The following is a 17,685-nucleotide window of genomic DNA, read 5'->3' on the forward strand; positions in this document are numbered from 1 at the left end:
AACGTCTCAGGTGTCTCAGATATCTCAGGTGTCTCAAGTACTGATGGGGGAGGCGAAGACGACGGTGATGTCCACTTCCTCGGCTCCGGTGCGGTAGAAGTGCGGGGCGTCCCCGGCGAAGGCGAGCATGTCGCCGGGCCCCAGGTCCTGCGGGGCGTCGACGGGTCCTGCCGTGACGTGCCCGGTGGCGATGAGCAGGTGCTCGATCGTGCCGGTCGCGTGCGGTACGCCCGCCAGCTCCGTCTCGGCCGGAATGCGCAGCCGCCAGATCTCCAGGCTGTTGCCGCTGCTGATCCGGCGTAGCAACTCCCTTGATACTTCGCCGGGTTCGACGTCCGTGCCCGGCCGGAAGACCGGCCCGGTGTCGGCATCGCGTGCCAGCAGATCGGCGATCGGGATGCGCAGGGCGATCGCGATCGCGTCGAGCGTGTCGATCGTCGGATTGCCGTTGCCGGCCTCCAACTGCGACAGCGTGGCCTTGCTCAACCCGGCGCGCCGCGCCATCTCCGCGGCACTCATTCCGCGTTGCTGCCGGCGCAGCCGGATCTTCGCACCGACGGCGGCCGCGGTACTGCTCACCGGCTGACGGCCGGACGGCGGGGGAGTCATCAGCGGCTCCTGTGGGTTGCGGTGTACGACACCCGGATACGGCCCTTCTTGACCTTCAACGTCGGCAGCTGCACGTCGGCCAGGTCCCCGAGGCTCCGCACGTGCGTGCCTCCGCAGGGCGCCGAGTGCAGCCCGTCGAGGTGCACCACGCGCCGCCCGTCGTCGACATACCGCGCGAACACAGGCAGGTCATCGGCGACCGCGACCGCCACCGCGGCACGCAGCACGGCCGTCACCTCCTCCCGCCCTTTCGGGTCGGCCAACCGCGCCTCCGCTTCTGGTACTTGGAACTCGATGCGTGCCTGACCGGGGAAGTGGTTGCTGGCGACCATCTCCCACCCCTGCGCCCGGCCGACCGCTTCGACGAGGTGCCCGGCCGTGTGCAGCGCGGCGTGCGCGGTCCGGATAGGGAGGTCGATCCTGGCTCGTACCTTCTGGCCCTCGGTGAGCGGCGGAAGGGAGCCGCCCTCGGCCGCGGTCGCCACGATCAGTCCTGACTCGCGATCCCGGACCGGCACGATCTCCGTGTCCTCCAGCCACCCTCGGTCGGCGGGCTGGCCCCCGCCCTGCGGATGGAAGAGACAGTGCTCGACGGCCGCCCATGGCGCACCGTCCCGCTCGCCGACCGCGATCACCCGCGTATCGACCTGCTCCAGGTAGGTGTCGTCGAGGTAGGCGCTGACCTGTGGCGTGCCCACCAGGGGAGCCGTAGCTGAATGAACCATGCGTTCACTATAACGAACATTCAGAGGCTTGGTGAACCTGTCGTTCGTTTTAATGAACGACCGACGCCTCGTTCATGTGCGGGCAATCGACGCGTCACCGCTCGCACACCCACTACTGAGACCTTCACCGTGACGCTAAAGTTGGCTATACAACTTTGAAAGTGAGTGATGGAGATGTCACTGTCAGTAGGAGATCTGCCGCTCGCGTGGCTGCGGGACAACTGCCCCTGCCCCCGCTGCCGGGACCCGCGCAACGGGCAGAAGCTGTTCCAGATCACCGAGCTGCCCGTCGACCTCGCGCTCGGTGCGGTGCGGCAGACCACCGACGGCGTTGAGGTGGACTGGGCACCCGACGGCCACCGATCCGCGTACTCCGCACGGTGGTTGACGGCCAACCGGCCCGACGCGGGCGACGGCTCGGGGGACCGGCGTGACGAGACCGGCAAGACCCTGTGGGCCGCCGCGGACCTGGGCGGCGGGCTCCCCGAGGCGGACTGGGCGGAGTACCTGGGCGACCCGGTCACCAAGGCGCGGGTGCTGGACTCGGTCCTCGGGCTCGGCTTCGCCCTGCTGCGGGACGTACCGTGCCGCGAGGGTCAGGTGCTGGAGGTGGCGGAGACCTTCGGCTACGTCCGCGAGACCAACTACGGTCGGCTCTTCGACGTACGGGTCGAGCCGGACCCCAACAACCTCGCCTTCACCGGCGCGCGGATCACCCCGCACACCGACAACCCGTACCGCGACCCGGTGCCCACGCTCCAGTTGCTGCACTGTCTGTCGAATGCGGCGGTCGGCGGCGACTCCGGCCTCGTGGACGGGTTCAAGGCAGCCGCGCTGTTGCGTGCCGAGGACCCGGAGGCGTTCGCGGTGCTGACGCGCACCCTCGTCCCGTTCCGCTTCAGCGATGCCCGTACGGTGCTGGCGGCCGACCGGCCGTTGATCGACGTGGACGGCCGCGGCCGGATCCGCGAGGTGCGCTTCAACAACCGCTCGATCTCCACGCTGCGGCTGCCCGCCGACGAACTGGACGCCTTCTACCGGGCCTACCGGACCTTCGCCGAGATCACCCTGCGCCCCGAACTCCAGCTGGACTTCCGGCTGTCGCCCGGCGACTGCCTGATCTTCGACAACGTCCGGCTGCTGCACGCCCGTACGGCTTTCGAGGAGAGCGGCGCCCGCCACCTGCAAGGCGCCTACGCCGACGTCGACGCGCTGGCCGGCACCTTGGCCGTCCTGCGGCGCCAACGGGCCCTGGCGGGCGAGGAGTTCCTCGACGGGCTCGCCGAACTCTTCGCGGGCGAGGGGGCGGGCGCCTACCTCGGCGAGGAGGTGACGATGGCGCAGCACATGCTGCAGGCCGCGGCGCGGGCCGAAGAGGCGGGCGCACCGGGCCCGTTGGTGGTGGCCGCGCTGCTGCACGACATCGGGCACTTCCAAGGGCCGGTCAGCGGCGAGGAGTTGATGGCCGGCACCGACAACCGGCACAGCCACACCGGGGCGGACCGGCTGGCCGACTGGTTCGGCCCCGAGGTCACCGGGCCGATCCGGCTGCACGTGGCGGCCAAGCGCTACCTGTGCGCGGTCGAACCCGAGTACTTCGACCTGCTCTCCGAGGCCTCGGTGTTCACGCTCCAGGTGCAGGGCGGTCCGATGTCTCCGGCCGAGGTCGCCGAGTACGAGGCGAACCCCTACGCGGCGGACGGGGTCGCGGTGCGTCGCTGGGACGACGAGGGCAAGGACCCCGAGGCGTCCGCCCCGGACTTCGCCCACTTCCGGCCGCTGCTCGCGAGCCTGCTGCGGACCGTTTGATCAAAGGCCCGTTCGATCAGGCGCGCGTTTGATCAGGCGTGCGGCTGATCAGAGGTCCGCCCCCCGGCGGCGTCGGGTCAGGCGTCACCGGCTGGGCGGCGGGCCAGTGAGCCGGCGGCCGCCGAGCTGTGCACGGTGAAGGCGACGGTCTCCGGCAGGTACCGGTCGTCGGACCATTCGATCGGCGTGCCGGTCGGATCGGTGCTGACCCGGCGTTCGCGCAGCAGTGGGTCGCCGGGCCGGCAGCCGAGCAGCCGGGCATCCTCGTCGTCGGCCCGGCACAGGTCGATGGTGTGCTGGGCGTCCGCGAACAGCACCCCCGAGTCCTCCAGCGCCACGGTGTACGAGACCGTGTCCGGCGGCAGTCCGTCGAGCAACTCACCCACGGCGGGCGGGTAGACGGTGCGCTCCAGCATCACCGGCCGCCCGGAGAGGGTGCGCAGTCGCCGTACCTGATAGACCTCGGCCCCTTCGGGGAGCCGCAGTTGGGCACGTTCGGTCGGGTCGGCCGGCCGGGTCTCCGTGGCGACGATGAGCCCGCCGGGCTCCTCGCCGGTCGAACGGGCCCAGCGGGTGAAGCTGAGCAGTTCACCGAAGCTCTGCGGCCGGGGCACCCCGATCACGACCCGCCGGGTGCCGCGCCGCGAGGCGATCAGCCCCTCGGTCCGCAGCAGAGCCATCGCCTGGCGGACCGTGCCCCGGGAGACGCCGTACCGCTCGGCGAGCTCGCCCTCGGTGGGCAGCCGCCCGCCGGAGTCGTATCGGCCCTCGCCGATCTCCCGACCCAGGTCCGCCGCGACCTTCCGGTACATGGCCTGCCCCCGCGCCCCACGCTCACCGGCCGCGCCGTCCGTCACGCTGTCCCTCACCGCCCTGCTCGGCCACGGCCCGTCCCGACCGGGCGCCGAATGTGCATTGAGCAGGGAGCCTAACGGGGTCGCCGACCACGGGTGATCGTGCCACGCACCCGAACCCTGTGCCTGCGGCGCGTCAGCAGACAATCGCCGCCCTTACCGAGCCGGCACGGGGGTCACCGGCCCCCGCTGCCCTGGTCGCCGTCCGTAACCGGCGCGAGCATGCCCCGTCCATCACAGGTCCGCCTCGGCCGCCACCGGCGTGGCCGAGCGAGCGCCGCCCACCGAGCACCTGCGGCCGGCACGGAACGCCGGCTCAGGCCGCCGGTCCCGCCCAGGCCGCCCCCACTGCCACCAACCACTCCGAGGGCGCGCCCAGCACCCTCTACGCCCCCCACCCTGCCTGCGTCCCCCCGACCCGCTCCGCCACGATCCGCTCCGCCCACCCCGACCGCCGATACGCATCCATCGGATCCGGGTCCAGCCCCAGTTCCTCCCGCACCTCACCCAGCAGCGGCCGCACATCCGTGTTGTACGCGTCCATCAACACGGCGTTGGCGCCCAGCACATCGCCCTCCCGCTGGGCCACGGCCAGCGCGTCCCGGTCCACCAGCAGTGCCTTCGCCGTGGCCTCCTGGACGTTCATCACGGAGCGGATGATCGCCGGGATCTTGGCCTCGATGTTGTGGCACTGGTCGAGCATGAAGGCGACGCCGGCACTGAACCCGCCGCCCCGCGAGACCTCGTAGAGGATGCGGAAGAGCTGGAAGGGATCGGCCGCGCCGACCATGAGGTCGTCGTCGGCGTAGAAGCGGGAATTGAAGTCGAAGCCGCCGAGCTTCCCCTCGCGCAGCAGCGTGGCGACGATGAACTCGATGTTCGTGCCGGGGGCGTGGTGGCCGGTGTCCACCACGACCTGCGCCTTGTCGCCGAGCTTGAGACAGTGGGCGTACGCCGTGCCCCAGTCGGGGACGTCGGTGGTGTAGAAGGCGGGCTCGAAGAGCTTGTACTCAAGGAGCATCCGCTGGTCGTCGCCGAGGCGGTCGTACACCTCGGTCAGGCCCTCCGCGAGCCGGTCCTGGCGTTCGCGGATGTCGTCCTGCCCGGGGTAGTTGGTGCCGTCGGCGAACCACAGCTTCAGGTCCCTGGACCCCGTCGCGTCCATGATGTCGACGCACTCCAGCAGATGGTCGAGCGCCTTGCGCCGCACCGCCGGATCCGCGTGGCAGATGCTGCCGAGCTTGAAGGCGTCGTCCTGGAAGGTGTTGGAGTTGATCGCCCCCAGCTTCAGTCCGCGCTCCTGCGCGTACTTCGCCAGCGCCCCGTAGTCCTCGACCTTGTCCCACGGGATATGCAGCGCGACCGTCGGGGCCACACCGGTGAACTCGTGCACCTTCGCCGCGTCCGCGAGCTTCTCGTAGGGATCGCGCGGTACGCCCTGCTGCGCGAACACCTTGAAACGGGTCCCCGAGTTCCCGTACGCCCATGACGGCGTCTCGACTGCCTGGGTCTTCAGCGCGGCCTTCACCGCGGCGAGCTCGGTCACTTCAGGGCTCCTGTGACGTCGGTACAGAACAGCTTCTGTATGAATCGATTCAGGATCGGAAGCTAAGAGGCTCCCGGAGGGGTGTCAAGCGTTTTGGCAGACCCTGTTGCCCATGGTCCACCCGTGGCCTGACCGTGACCTCTGGCTCTCGAAGGTCTGTCGAAACTTTTTCGATCCGGACCCATTGACGTGACATGGCCCACGCGCCTAACGTCCCGGCAACCAAGTTGAAACCTTTCACGACGCTGTGAGGGCCCGCCCCCGGGCGTCGTCGAGGAGCCCCTCATGACCCACCCGTCCGACACGGGGCCGGCCCCGGTGCTGGCACTGGAGGACATCTCCAAGTCCTTCGGCGCCGTGCGTGCCCTGCGGGACGTGTCCCTGGAACTGTTCCCCGGCGAGGTGCACGCGCTCGCCGGAGAGAACGGCGCGGGCAAGTCGACCCTCATCAAGACGCTCGCCGGAGTGCACCGCCCGGACGCCGGCCGGGTGCTGCTCGACGGCGCGCCCGTCGTCTTCCACGGACCCGGCGACGCCCGGGACGCCGGCATCGCCGTGATCTACCAGGAGCCCACCCTCTTCCCCGACCTTTCGATCGCCGAGAACATCTTCATGGGCCGCCAGCCCCGGCGGGCGCTCGGCCGCATCGACCACAAGGCCACCCACGCGGCGACCGCCGCCCTGATGAAACGCCTCGGCGTCGACCTCGACCCCGAGCGCCCGGCCCGCGGCCTGTCCATCGCGGACCAGCAGATCGTCGAGATCGCCAAGGCGCTCTCGTTCGAGGCGCGGGTACTGATCATGGACGAGCCGACGGCCGCCCTCACCGGCAGCGAGGTGGCCCGGCTCTTCGGGGTCGTGCGCACTCTGCGCGACCAAGGCGCCGCCGTGCTGTTCATCTCGCACCGGCTGGAGGAGATCTTCGAGATCTGCCGCCGCGTGACAACGTTGCGCGACGGCGCGTTGATCGCCAGCGAGCCGCTCGACGGCATGACCGAGGACGATCTCGTACGGCGCATGGTGGGCCGCGACCTCGACGAGCTGTACCCCAAGCAGGACGTCGAGCCAGGCGAAGTCGCCCTGAGCGTCAAGCGGTTGACCCGGGAGGGTGTCTTCACCGACGTCTCCTTCGACGTGCGGCGCGGCGAGATCGTGTGCCTCGCCGGGCTGGTCGGCGCCGGTCGTACCGAGGTGGCGCGTGCCGTCTTCGGCATCGACCGGTGGGACGCCGGCGCGGTGGAGGTGGACGGGAAGGGGCTGACCAACGGTGCCCCCTCCACGGCCATGGCCGCCGGGCTCGCCCTCGTCCCCGAGGACCGGCGCGCGCAGGGCCTGGTGATGGAGATGTCCATCGAGCGCAACATCGGCCTCACCGGGCTGCGTTCGACCGTGAAGGCCGGGCTGATGGACCGCGGCGCCGAGCGCAGCCGGTCCCTCGACTGGGCCGTCAAGCTGCACGTCAAGTACGCCCGGATCGCCGACGCCGTCTCCACGCTGTCCGGCGGCAACCAGCAGAAGGTCGTCCTCGCCAAGTGGCTCGCCACCGGGCCCAAGGTGCTGATCGTGGACGAGCCCACCCGGGGCATCGACGTCGGCACCAAGGCCGAAGTGCACCGCCTGCTCGGCGAGTTGGCCGCCGACGGGGTGGCCGTCCTGATGATCTCCTCCGACCTGCCCGAGGTGCTCGGCATGGCCGACCGCGTGCTGGTGATGCACGAGGGCCGGCTGGCCGCCGAGATCCCGCGCGCCGAGGCCACCGAGGAGACCGTGATGGCCGCCGCGACCGGGAGGGCCGCCGCATGACGACGACGTCCCGCGGGCCGGCGCGCCGCACGGCGAACTCTCACGCCGCGAACTCCCGCGCAACGAACTACCGCACGGCGCCGACCTGTTCGGCACGGACCCGCCGCACGACGACTGCCGTATGGAGGGCCGCCGTATGACGGTGACCGCGCCCAATCCCGCTCCCGCCGCCGAGGTGCCCAAGTCCAGTGGCACCCGGCTGGTCGACCGTGTCTTCAAGATGCGCGAACTCGCCATCCTGGCCGTCTTCCTGGTGATGATCGCCATCACCCAGATGGGCAACAGCGAGTTCCTGTCCGAACAGGGCATCAAGGACCTGCTCCTCAACGCGACCATCCTGGTCCTGGTCGCCACCGGCCAGTCCCTGGTCGTCATCACCCGCAACGTCGACCTGTCGGTCGGCTCCACCCTCGGCATCACCGCCTTCGCCGCCGGCGACTATCTCCAAGGCGGCGGCAACGGATTCGTCGCCGTAGTCCTGGCCGTCCTGCTCGGCATCGGCTGCGGACTGCTCAACGGGCTGCTCGTCAGCCTCGGCCAAGTCCCCGCGCTCGTCGTCACGTTGGGCACGCTCTACATCATCCGGGGCCTCGACTCCATCTGGGTGGGCTCCCGCCAGATCACCGCGGCCGATCTCCCGGGCGGCTTCGTGGACTTCGGCTCCGGTGGCGTCTCGGCGGTGCCGTGGCTGGCGCTCATCGCGCTCGCGGTGCTCGTGGCGACGGCGTACTACCTCAAACACTTCGGCAGTGGCCGGGAGTTGTACGCGCTCGGCTCCAACCCGGAGGCCGCGCGGCTGGCCGGCATCCCGGTGCGCAAGCGGATCCTGGCCGCCTACACCTTCTGCGGCGCCCTCGCCGGGCTCGCCGGCGCGATGTACCTGGCGCGGTTCGGCAACGTGGACTCAGGCACCGGCAACGGCTACGAACTCACCGTCGTCAGCGCGGTGGTGGTCGGCGGTGTCGTCTTCACCGGCGGCTCCGGCAGCGTCTACGGCGCGGCCCTCGGCGCCCTGCTGCTGACCTCCATCAACAGCGTGCTGCCGGCCCTCGGCGTCAGCTCCGTGTGGGTGCTCGCCATCAACGGCATCCTGCTGCTCCTCGCCATCGCGGTCGACCGGATCGTGGCGCTGCGGGTGGCCTCCGCCCTGAAGAAGAGGAACGCCCGCCATGCCTGACTCCCTGACGCGCGCGGTCCGTTGGGACACGGTCGTCGGCGCGCTCCTGGTCGTCCTGTTGCTGCTGTCGTTCGGTACGGTCGACGGCTTCGGCAACGCCCTCAACCTGTCCTTCCTGCTCGGCAACACCCTGCCGATCGCGCTGATCGCCCTGCCGATGACCCTCCTCGTGGTGGCCGGCGAGATCGACCTGTCCGTCGCCTCCACGGCCGGTCTGTCGGGCGCGGTGATGGGCAAGCTGTGGAACGACGGCATGGCCATCGAGACGATCATCCCGCTCTGCCTGCTCCTCGGCTTGGTGTGCGGGCTCGTCAACGGCCTGCTCGTCACCCGGCTCGGACTGCCCTCCCTCGCCGTCACCATCGGCACCCTCGCCGCCTACCGGGGCATCGCGCAGATCGTGCTCGGCTCGAACGCGGTCACCGACTTCCCCACCCAGTACCTGGACTTCGCGTCCGGACGCATCGGCGACAGCTTCCTCCCGCAGGCCTTCCTGCCCTTCCTCGTGCTGCTCGCCATCGCCGTGGTCGTCCTGCACGCCACGCCGTTCGGGCGGTCGCTGTTCGCGATCGGCGCGAGCGAGGAAGCTGCGCGGTTCGCGGGGATCCGGGTCAGGCGGCACAAGCTGATCCTGTTCACGGTGACCGGGCTGATGGCCTCGCTCACCGGCATCTTCTGGGCTCTGCACTACGCCAGCGCCCGCTACGACAACGCCACCGGCCTCGAACTCTCCGTCGTGGCCGCCGTGTTGCTCGGCGGCATCGACTTCGACGGCGGCAAAGGCACGTTGGGCGGTGCCATCGCGGGGGTGTTCCTGCTCGGGGCGCTGCAGAACGTGATGAGCCTGCTCAATGTCTCCGCGCAATCGCAGATCGTCGTCACCGGCGTCCTGCTCGTCGTCTCCGTGCTCGGCCCTCGGGTCGCCCGACAGATCTCCGTAGCGAGGGCAGGCCGCAGAGCCGCCTCGGCTCCGACCTCGTAACGTCCGCTCACCCTGGTAAAGGACCTCCCTCATGCGTAAGTCATCGATCCGCCGCTCCTGCGCCGCCCTCGCCGCCACCACCTCCCTCGCGCTCGCCCTGACCGCCTGCGGTGGCACCACGAAGAACGACGTCAAGGACGACGGGGGCTCCGCCGCCACCGCCGGCAAGGCGGACCCGAATGCCGCTCTCAAGAAGGGCCTGACCGTCGGCTTCCTGCCCAAGTCGGTCAACAACCCCTACTTCACCTCCGCCGACAAGGGCGGCGAGAAGGCGCTCACCGAACTGGGCTCCAAATACAAGGAAGTCGGCACCTCCAGCGCCACCGACACGGCCGGGCAGGTCTCCTACGTCAACACGCTCACCCAGCAGCAGGTGAACGCGATGGCCGTCTCCGCGCAGGACCCGGGCGCCCTGTGCACCGCGCTCAAGCAGGCCATGAAGAACGGCATCAAGGTCGTCACCTACGACTCCGACACCAAGGCCGACTGCCGCAGCGCCTTCGTCTCGCAGGCCAGCGCCGAGGACCTGGGCCGCACCGAGGTGCAGCTGCTCGCCGAACAGATCGGCTACAAGGGCGAGATCGCGATCCTGTCCGCCGCGCAGACCGCGACGAACCAGAACACCTGGATCGACTTCATGAAGGACGAGCTCAAGGACCCCAAGTACAAGGACGTCAAGCTGGTCAAGGTCGCGTACGGCAACGACGACGCCCAGCAGTCCTTCCAGCAGACCCAGGGCCTGCTCCAGGAGTACCCGAACCTGAAGGGGATCATCTCCCCGACCACCGTCGGCATCAAGGCCGCCGCCCAGTACCTGTCCGGCTCCAAGTACAAGGGCAAGGTCAAGCTGACCGGCCTCGGCACCCCGAACGACATGCGCAAGTACGTCAAGAACGGCACCGTCGAGGCCTTCGAGCTGTGGGACCCGGCCAAGCTCGGCGACCTCGCCGCCCGCACCGCCGTGGCGCTGGCCTCCGGCCAGATCACCGGCAAGGAGGGCGAGACCTTCAAGGCCGGCGACACCTCGTACACCATCGGCAAGGACGGCGTGATCAACCTCGGCAAGCCGGCCGTGTTCAATGCCAAGAACATCGACCAGTTCAACTTCTAGTGTCCGGAAGGTCGTTGATGCAGCGCGTGTGCTTCCTGCTGAAGGTGCGGGCGGACCGTCTCGACGAGTACCGCGAGCGGCACGCGGCCGTGTGGCCCGAGATGCTCGACGCGCTCTCGGCCACCGGCTGGCGCAACTACTCGCTCTTTCTTCGTGAAGACGGCCTGCTGGTCGGCTACTTGGAGACCGAGGACTTCGCCGCCGCCCAGGCCGGCATGGAGGCCACCGACGTCAACGCCCGCTGGCAGGCCGAGATGGCGCCGTTCTTCGAGTCACTGGACGGCGCCCGGCCCGACGAGGCGATGAAGCTCCTCACGGAGGTGTTCCACCTCGCATGACCGCCACCGGAAGCGGGCTCGCAACCCCCGCCCTCACCCTCCTCGACCGCACCCAACTGGACGCCACCGCCCTCTACTTCGTCTCCTACGACGGGCTGGTCAACAACAACTCGTTCCAGAAGAACGGGCTGTTCACGTACCAAGGCCACCAGTACGCGGCCTGGTACACGGCCACCCGCCACGCCGTCGTCGCCAGGCGCCCCCTGGGCGGCCCCAGTTGGTCCACCATCACCCTGCCCCACACCCTCAAGAGCGACGACTCCCACAACGTCATCTCCATGGGCGTCTCCCAGCTCGACGGCCGCCTCCACATCAACCTGGACTCCCACAGCGACGGCTTCTTCTACGTCAAGTCGATCGCGGGGCTCCTCGACAACCCAGCCTCCACCGCCTGGACTTCAGCCGTGCTCGGCCCTGTCCAGACCTCGCTCGACGGACTCGCGCTCACCTCGCAGTTCACGTATCCGCAGTTCATCGCCACCCCCGAGGGCCGGCTCCAGCTCAGCTACCGGGTCGGCATCTCTGGCGACGGCCGCAACGCCCTTGCGGAGTACGACAGTTCGGGGTGGACGGCACTGGGGGAGTGGACCAGTTCGACGGGCACGTACACGAGCGCGCACGGCTCCTCCACCGCCCGCAACATGTATCTGCACGGCATCGACTACGACGTCCACGGCCGCCTGCACGCCTTCTTCACCTGGCGCGAGCAGAACGCGGCCGTGCTGCGCGGCGGCGGCGGACTCACCAACCACGACACGGGTTACGTGTGTTCGACCGACCGCGGCCGCACCTGGCGCAACGACGCGGGCACCGTTGTGGGCACGACCGGCAGCTCCGACACCGTGGCCGTGACCGACAGCGGACTGGTCGTCGACTCCCTCGACCCGGACCACTCCCTGATGAACGAGGAGAGCCAGGCCACCGACTCCACCGGGCGCCCGCACGCGATCATCAGCTACGTCCCTGTCCACTTGCTCCCGCACACCACGCACTACGTCACCGACCGCATCGCGCACGGCCGCGCCTTCCACCTCCGCAAGAACTCCGCCGGCACCTGGCAGAAGACCGAGATCCCGGTCCCGCTCGCCTCCAGCCAGCGCACCAAGCTGGTCCTGGACCGGTACGACAACGCCTACGCGGTCTTCCCCTACGGGCGGATCGCCGGGGCCTCGAAGACCTCCGGGTACACCGACTGGACGCTGCTGCACGACGGCGGCGATCTGAACGCCTTCGGTGAGGTCGTCGTCGACGAGACGCGGGTGCGGGCCGACAATGTCCTGTCGTTCATGTACCAGGAGAAGTCGAGCGGTACGACACCCTCGGCGCTCCATGTCGTCGACTTCGCGTTGCCCGCGTGACCGGGCCGGATGTGCGCGGTGATGACGGTAATGTGAAGGTCTTCTTTCCGCCCTCCCGCGTACCCCTGGAGGTCCCTGCCTGATGGCCCAGTCGGTGGGTATCAAGGACGTCGCCCGTGTCGCCGGAGTCTCGGTCGGCACGGTCTCGAACGTCATCAACCGTCCGGACACGGTCGCGACCGAGACCCGGGCGCGCGTGCTGTCCGCGATCGACCGGCTCGGTTACGTCCGCAGCGAGTCCGCGCGCCAGTTGCGCGCGGGCCGCAGCCGCATCATGGGACTGCTCGTCCTGGACATGGGCAACCCGTTCTTCGTCGACGTGGCGCGCGGCGCCGAGCGCGCCGCCCGCGAGGCCGGTCTCGGCGTGATGGTCTGCAACAGCGCCCAGAGCGCGAGCGAGGAGGCCGAGTACCTGTCCCTCTTCGCCGAGCAGCGGGTGCGGGGCGTCCTGTTCACCCCCGCCGACGCGACCGGCCGCAACATCGAGTCGTTCCGGCGGCACAACATCCCCTTCGTACTGGTCGACCGCGTCGCCGAGGGCACCACCGAGTGCTCCGTCTCGGTGGACGACGTGGCGGGCGGCGCCCTTGCCGTACGTCACTTGGTCGACGCCGGACACCGCTCCATCGCCTATGTCAGCGGCCCGCCCGGCCTCAACCAGGTCCGCGACCGCCGTACGGGCGCCCTGAACGCGCTCGCCGAGGCGGGCCTCGGCCCCGAGAACCTGCGCGAGCTGCCCACCGAACGCCTCGACGTGGCCGCCGGACGGGACGCGGGCGCCCGGCTGCTCGGCCTCGCCGACCGCCCCACCGCCGTCTTCTGCGCCAACGACCTGCTCGCCCTCGGCGTCCTGCAGGCCATGTTCGCGGCCGGTGTCTCGGTCCCCGACGACCTCGCGATCGTCGGCTACGACGACATCGAGTTCGCCGCCGCCGCGGCCGTCCCGCTCACCTCCGTCCGCCAGCCCGCCGTCACTCTGGGCGCCCTCGCCGCCGAACTCCTCCTGGAGGAGACGGAGGCCGAGAACGGCACACTGCAGCACGAACACCGACGGGTCGTCCTCCAGCCCGAACTGGTCGTGCGCAGATCCAGTCTGTCCACCCGCTGATCGCGCGTTCAGTACGATTTCATGATCCCGGGGGATGTTGGCCGCAGGATCATGTGCTGAACTGGGACGCGGTCCACAACCCGTACGTCCCAGGAGCCCCGTTGACCGCCACGTACCGCCAGCCCGGCGTCGTCCTCACCGACCGCCGCTTCACCGTGCCCCTCGATCACGACGACCCGGCGGGGGAGACGATCGAGCTCTACGCCCGTGAGGTGGTCGGCAGCGACAAGGCGCACCAGAACCTGCCGTGGCTGGTGTACCTCCAGGGCGGCCCCGGCTTCGGGGCGAACCGTTTCGTCGGACGGCAGGCCTGGCTCGACCGGGCGCTGAAGGAGTTCCGGGTCCTGCTCCTGGACCAGCGCGGCACCGGCCACTCCACGCCCGCCACCCGCCAGACCCTCCCGCTGCGCGGCGGCCCCGCCGAGCAGGCCGACTACCTCACGCACTTCCGCGCCGACTCGATCGTCCGCGACTGCGAGGCGATCCGCGCCGAGGTCACTGGCGGCGCGCCCTGGACCGTCCTCGGCCAGAGCTTCGGCGGCTTCTGCGCGGTGCACTACCTCTCCAGCGCCCCCGAGGGCCTGACCGCCGCCGTGATCACCGGCGGCCTGCCCTCGCTGGACGCGCACGCCGACGACGTCTACCGGGCGGCCTACCCGCGTATCGAGCGCAAGGTCGCCGCGCACTACGCGCGTTACCCGCAGGACATCGAGCGGGCGCGCCGCATCGCCGACCACCTCCTCGCGCACGACGTGACCCTGCCCAACGGCTACCGCCTCACCGCCGAGGCCTTCCAGACCCTCGGCATCGTCCTCGGCGGCAGCGAGGGCAGCCACCGCCTGCACTACCTCCTGGAGCACGCCTTCGTCCGCACCCCGCAGGGCCCCGCCCTCTCGGACGCCTTCCAGGACGAGGTCCAGGCCCAGCTCTCGTACGCCGGACACCCCCTGTACGCCCTCGTCCACGAGTCGGTCTACGCCCAGGACGAGCGCCCCACCGCCTGGTCGGCCGAGCGCGTCCGCGCGGAGTACCCGCAGTTCGACGCGGCGAAGGCACTCGCGGGCGACGGCCCGCTGCTGTTCACCGGAGAAACGATCCACCCCTGGATGTTCGACAGCGACCCCGCCCTGCGCCCTCTGCGCGAGACCGCCGAACTCCTCGCCGCCCGCACCGACTGGACGCCCCTCTACGACCCCGCCCGCCTCGCCGCCAACGAGGTCCCGGTCGCGGCCGCCGTCTACCACGACGACATGTACGTCGACGCGACCCACTCCCTTCGGACCGCCCGCGCGATCCGCGGACTGCGCACCTGGGTCACCGACGAGTTCGAGCACGACGGCGTCCGGGCGGGCGGGCCGCGGGTCCTGGACCGGCTGCTGGCGCTGACGCGCGACGAGGTGTGACGACACCGAAACCGACATAAGGTTCATTTCGTCGGTCTGTCGTTCCCTGTCGCGCGAGAGGACACCACGCGATGCGTACGAGGTCAGCCCGCCCGGAACGCCGAACGGGACGAGCCCGAGCGATCGCCCTGGCCGTGGCAGCCACGCTGGCGGGCGCCGCTCTGGTGTCGTGCAGCAGTGACAGCGACGGCGGCGGCGATTCCTCGGCCACGCCGACGGCACCCGACACGGCCTCCTTCTCGGGCAACACGCCCTCCGCCCTGGAGTCGAAGGCCGCGTCGGCCGTCGCGTCGGCCCGCGCCTCCGCCTCGGCCCGGGCGGCGTCCGCCTCCGCTGCCGCGTCCTCCTTCGAAGCCTCCGTCTCGGCCGAGGTCGAGCGCGCCAACAAGGCGGCCGAGAACGAGCTCAAGGACGTGAAGGGACAGGGCAACGCGCTGTCCGAGGTCGCGATGACCGGCAAGGCGCGCGCCAGCACGGATGGCCTGCTCGCCGTCATCGTCTCCATCACCAACAAGACCGACCACAAGGCCTCGTACGCGGTCCAGGTCGACTTCCTCGACTCCGCCGGCAAGACGGTCGAGACCCGTTACGTCGGCGCGGAGAACCTCGACCCGGGGGAGCGGGCCCAGCCCATCGCCATCAGCCGCAAGCCGCCCGAGCCGGTGCTGACGCCGAAGCTGGTCAAGGCGCAGCGCTACTGAGGCCGTGCCGGGGCCGCGGGGCGGGCGCTGTTCCGCGCCGCGGGCGTCGTGATTGGATTGGATGATCACATCGTCCGTACGATCCGGACCGCGACGGGGGCGGAATGAACGAGACGGAACTGCTGGCCGACCGCTTCGAGGAGCACCGCGGTCGGCTGAGGGCGGTCGCCTACCGCATGCTCGGCTCGACGGCCGAGGCGGAGGACGCCGTCCAGGAGACGTGGGTGAAGCTGAGCCGCACCGAGGCGGACGACATCCGCAACCTCGGCGGCTGGCTGACCACCGTGGTCGGCCGGGTCTGCCTGGACCTGCTGCGCTCGCGGAGCCTGCGGCGGGAGGAGCCGATCGACGAGACGTTCGTCCCGGATCCGGTGATCAGGCCGCTGTCGCAGATCGACCCGGAGCAGGAGGTGCTCCAGGCGGACTCGGTGGGTCTTGCCCTCCTGGTGGTGCTGGAGACCCTGGAACCGGCCGAGCGGCTGGCGTTCGTGCTGCACGACATGTTCGCCGTGCCCTTCGACGACATCGCGCCGATCGTGGAGCGGAGTTCGGCGGCCACCCGGCAGTTGGCGAGCCGGGCCAGGCGCCGGGTGCGGGGCGCCACACCGTCCGCGGAACCCGACCTCGGCCGCCAGCGACAGATCGTGGACGCCTTCATGGCGGCCGCTCACGCCGGTGACTTCGAGGCGCTGGTCACGGTCCTCGATCCGGACATCGTGCTCCGCGTCGACTCCGGCGCCCTGGTGGGCGGCGCGGCCGCCTCCAAGCTGGTGCGCGGCGCCAAGAGCGTGGCCGAACAGGCCCTGACCTTCCGGCAGTTCGCTCCGCAGGTCCGGACGGTCCTCGTCAACGGCACGGTCGGCCTAATCAACGTCGTCGAGGGTCAGGCGCTCGCCGTCATGGGCGTCACCGTCGTCGACGGCCGGATCACCGAGATGTACATCCTGGCCGACCCGGACCGCCTCGCCCGCCTCGACCTCACCGCGCTGGACTGAGCGTCACGGCATCGTGCAACGCTCCCAGCAGATCCAACGGCCGCCGGTCGGGGAACTCCGCCCGGACCACATTCATCGCGTACGAGAATCCGACGCGCTCTCCCGGCCAGGCACCGTGCCGGGAGCCGCCGAACCCCGCGTGCCCGAAGGTGTCCCGCGGCGGCCCGAACAGGGCCAGGTCGGTGCGGAGTTCGTAGCCCGCGCCGTACGCCATCGGGCTGCCCCACAGCGGTGAGGTCCCGCGCCGCAGCTCCCGCCGGCCGAGGTCGACGGTCGCCTCCTTGAGCACGCGGACGCCGTCCAACTCACCGCCCCGCGCGAGACAGGCGTAGAAGCGGGCCATCGAACGGGCCGTCACATGTGCGCCGACGGCGGGGAGTTGGGCGCGTCGGAACGCGGCGCTGTTCCAGAGGGCCGGCGCGTCAGGGACGGTGAGGGGATTGCGGGTCAGGACGCGCAACGGATCGTCGTCGTCACCGACGTGCGGCACCAGGACGCCCGGGCCCGCCAGCGTCGTCGCGGCCCGGCCGTGCTCCTCGTCCGGCAGGCCGAGCCAGACGTCCAGACCGAGCGGACCGGCGAACTCCTCGGCGAAGAAGGCCCCCACCGCCCGTCCGTCGACCCGGCGCACCAACTCGCCGGTCAACCACCCCCACGTCAGCGCGTGGTAGATGAACCCGGCCCGCGGATCGTCGGACGGCGCCTGCGCGGCGAGCAGCTTCGCCATGTGCTCGGGATCCAGCAACTCCGTGTTGCTGTAGGCCTGTTGAACCCCCGGCAGCCGGGCCTGGTGGGAGAGGATCTCGCCGACTGTGATCCGGTCCTTGCCGGCGGCGGCGAACTCCGGCCAGTAGTGGGCCGCAGGGGTATCCAGGTCCAGTTGCCCGCGCTCGACGAGCAGCAGGACGCAGGCGGCGGTCAGCCCCTTGGCGCCCGAGAAGACCAGCTGCAAGGTATCGGCACGCCAGGGGCGGCCCGTCGCCGGATCTGCGGTGCCGCCCCACAGGTCGACGACGAGTTCGCCGTCCCGGTATGCGGCGAAAGCGGCGCCTGTCTCGCCGTACCGCTCGAAGTTCCCGGCGAAGACCTCGGCCACGGGCTCGAATCCGGGTGCCGTCCATCCTTCGATGCCGTCAGGCACGGCGAGAGCCTCGCTCGTCATCGCC

General features: G+C 70.3%; 16 protein-coding genes. 11 read left to right on the top strand and 5 right to left on the bottom strand.

Features of this window, described 5'->3' with window-relative positions; genetic code table 11:
• Nucleotides 1-33: 33 nt before the first annotated feature.
• A complete protein-coding gene (locus tag ACWDR3_RS09560; protein WP_266589777.1) occupies nucleotides 34-609 on the bottom strand; it encodes a helix-turn-helix domain-containing protein in 576 nt (191 codons plus the stop codon).
• On the bottom strand, nucleotides 609-1,334 hold the full coding sequence (locus ACWDR3_RS09565) for a metal-dependent hydrolase (RefSeq protein WP_450351893.1): 726 nt from the start codon (nucleotides 1,332-1,334) through the stop codon (nucleotides 609-611). The genes ACWDR3_RS09560 and ACWDR3_RS09565 overlap by 1 nt, the downstream gene beginning before the upstream one ends.
• 174 nt (nucleotides 1,335-1,508) lie before the next feature.
• Between ACWDR3_RS09565 and tmpA the strand changes: the two genes are divergently transcribed.
• Nucleotides 1,509-3,143 (top strand): 2-trimethylaminoethylphosphonate dioxygenase, encoded by a 1,635-nt coding sequence (gene tmpA, locus ACWDR3_RS09570; protein ID WP_450351894.1) that lies wholly within the window; start codon nucleotides 1,509-1,511, stop codon nucleotides 3,141-3,143.
• A gap of 77 nt (nucleotides 3,144-3,220) precedes the next feature.
• On the opposite strand, the gene ACWDR3_RS09575 is transcribed toward tmpA, so the two are convergent.
• Both ACWDR3_RS09575 and rhaI read right to left on the bottom strand, forming a co-directional pair.
• Nucleotides 3,221-4,000: a GntR family transcriptional regulator gene (locus ACWDR3_RS09575; protein WP_450351895.1), complete on the bottom strand. Its 780-nt coding sequence runs from the start codon at nucleotides 3,998-4,000 to the stop codon at nucleotides 3,221-3,223.
• Nucleotides 4,001-4,382: 382 nt separating this feature from the next.
• Entirely contained in the window at nucleotides 4,383-5,543 is a 1,161-nt protein-coding gene (gene rhaI, locus ACWDR3_RS09580) for an L-rhamnose isomerase (RefSeq protein WP_450351896.1), read from the bottom strand.
• 285 nt (nucleotides 5,544-5,828) lie between these two features.
• Between rhaI and ACWDR3_RS09585 the strand changes: the two genes are divergently transcribed.
• The 10 genes from ACWDR3_RS09585 to sigJ all read left to right on the top strand — a co-directional run bounded on the left by ACWDR3_RS09585 (nucleotide 5,829) and on the right by sigJ (nucleotide 16,519).
• A complete protein-coding gene (locus ACWDR3_RS09585; protein ID WP_450351897.1) occupies nucleotides 5,829-7,346 on the top strand; it encodes a sugar ABC transporter ATP-binding protein in 1,518 nt (505 codons plus the stop codon).
• A gap of 136 nt (nucleotides 7,347-7,482) precedes the next feature.
• Nucleotides 7,483-8,523, top strand: a complete 1,041-nt coding sequence (locus ACWDR3_RS09590) for an ABC transporter permease (RefSeq protein ID WP_450351898.1) — start codon at nucleotides 7,483-7,485, stop codon at nucleotides 8,521-8,523.
• Entirely contained in the window at nucleotides 8,516-9,505 is a 990-nt protein-coding gene (locus tag ACWDR3_RS09595; RefSeq protein ID WP_450351899.1) for an ABC transporter permease, read from the top strand. The genes ACWDR3_RS09590 and ACWDR3_RS09595 overlap by 8 nt, the downstream gene beginning before the upstream one ends.
• A gap of 31 nt (nucleotides 9,506-9,536) precedes the next feature.
• On the top strand, nucleotides 9,537-10,616 hold the full coding sequence (rhaS, locus tag ACWDR3_RS09600) for a rhamnose ABC transporter substrate-binding protein (RefSeq protein WP_450351900.1): 1,080 nt from the start codon (nucleotides 9,537-9,539) through the stop codon (nucleotides 10,614-10,616).
• 17 nt (nucleotides 10,617-10,633) lie between these two features.
• Nucleotides 10,634-10,954 (top strand): L-rhamnose mutarotase, encoded by a 321-nt coding sequence (locus ACWDR3_RS09605; RefSeq protein ID WP_450351901.1) that lies wholly within the window; start codon nucleotides 10,634-10,636, stop codon nucleotides 10,952-10,954.
• Nucleotides 10,951-12,312 carry a BNR repeat-containing protein gene (locus ACWDR3_RS09610; RefSeq protein WP_450351902.1) on the top strand — a complete coding sequence of 454 codons (1,362 nt, stop codon included), beginning with the start codon at nucleotides 10,951-10,953 and terminating at the stop codon, nucleotides 12,310-12,312. Before ACWDR3_RS09605 ends, ACWDR3_RS09610 begins: the two co-directional genes overlap by 4 nt.
• An 82-nt stretch (nucleotides 12,313-12,394) precedes the next feature.
• On the top strand, nucleotides 12,395-13,420 hold the full coding sequence (locus ACWDR3_RS09615; protein WP_450351903.1) for a LacI family DNA-binding transcriptional regulator: 1,026 nt from the start codon (nucleotides 12,395-12,397) through the stop codon (nucleotides 13,418-13,420).
• A 101-nt stretch (nucleotides 13,421-13,521) separates the two neighbouring features.
• Nucleotides 13,522-14,823 carry an alpha/beta fold hydrolase gene (locus ACWDR3_RS09620; protein WP_450351904.1) on the top strand — a complete coding sequence of 434 codons (1,302 nt, stop codon included), beginning with the start codon at nucleotides 13,522-13,524 and terminating at the stop codon, nucleotides 14,821-14,823.
• 71 nt (nucleotides 14,824-14,894) lie between these two features.
• A complete protein-coding gene (locus tag ACWDR3_RS09625) occupies nucleotides 14,895-15,524 on the top strand; it encodes an FxLYD domain-containing protein (RefSeq protein WP_450351905.1) in 630 nt (209 codons plus the stop codon).
• Nucleotides 15,525-15,628: 104 nt separating this feature from the next.
• Nucleotides 15,629-16,519, top strand: a complete 891-nt coding sequence (gene sigJ, locus ACWDR3_RS09630) for an RNA polymerase sigma factor SigJ (protein ID WP_450351906.1) — start codon at nucleotides 15,629-15,631, stop codon at nucleotides 16,517-16,519.
• Here the strand turns inward: sigJ and ACWDR3_RS09635 are convergent.
• A complete protein-coding gene (locus ACWDR3_RS09635) occupies nucleotides 16,503-17,681 on the bottom strand; it encodes a serine hydrolase domain-containing protein (RefSeq protein ID WP_450351907.1) in 1,179 nt (392 codons plus the stop codon). The genes sigJ and ACWDR3_RS09635 overlap by 17 nt on opposite strands.
• Between the last annotated feature and the right edge of the window lie 4 nt (nucleotides 17,682-17,685).

The organism is Streptomyces sp. NPDC001002, assembly GCF_053599215.1.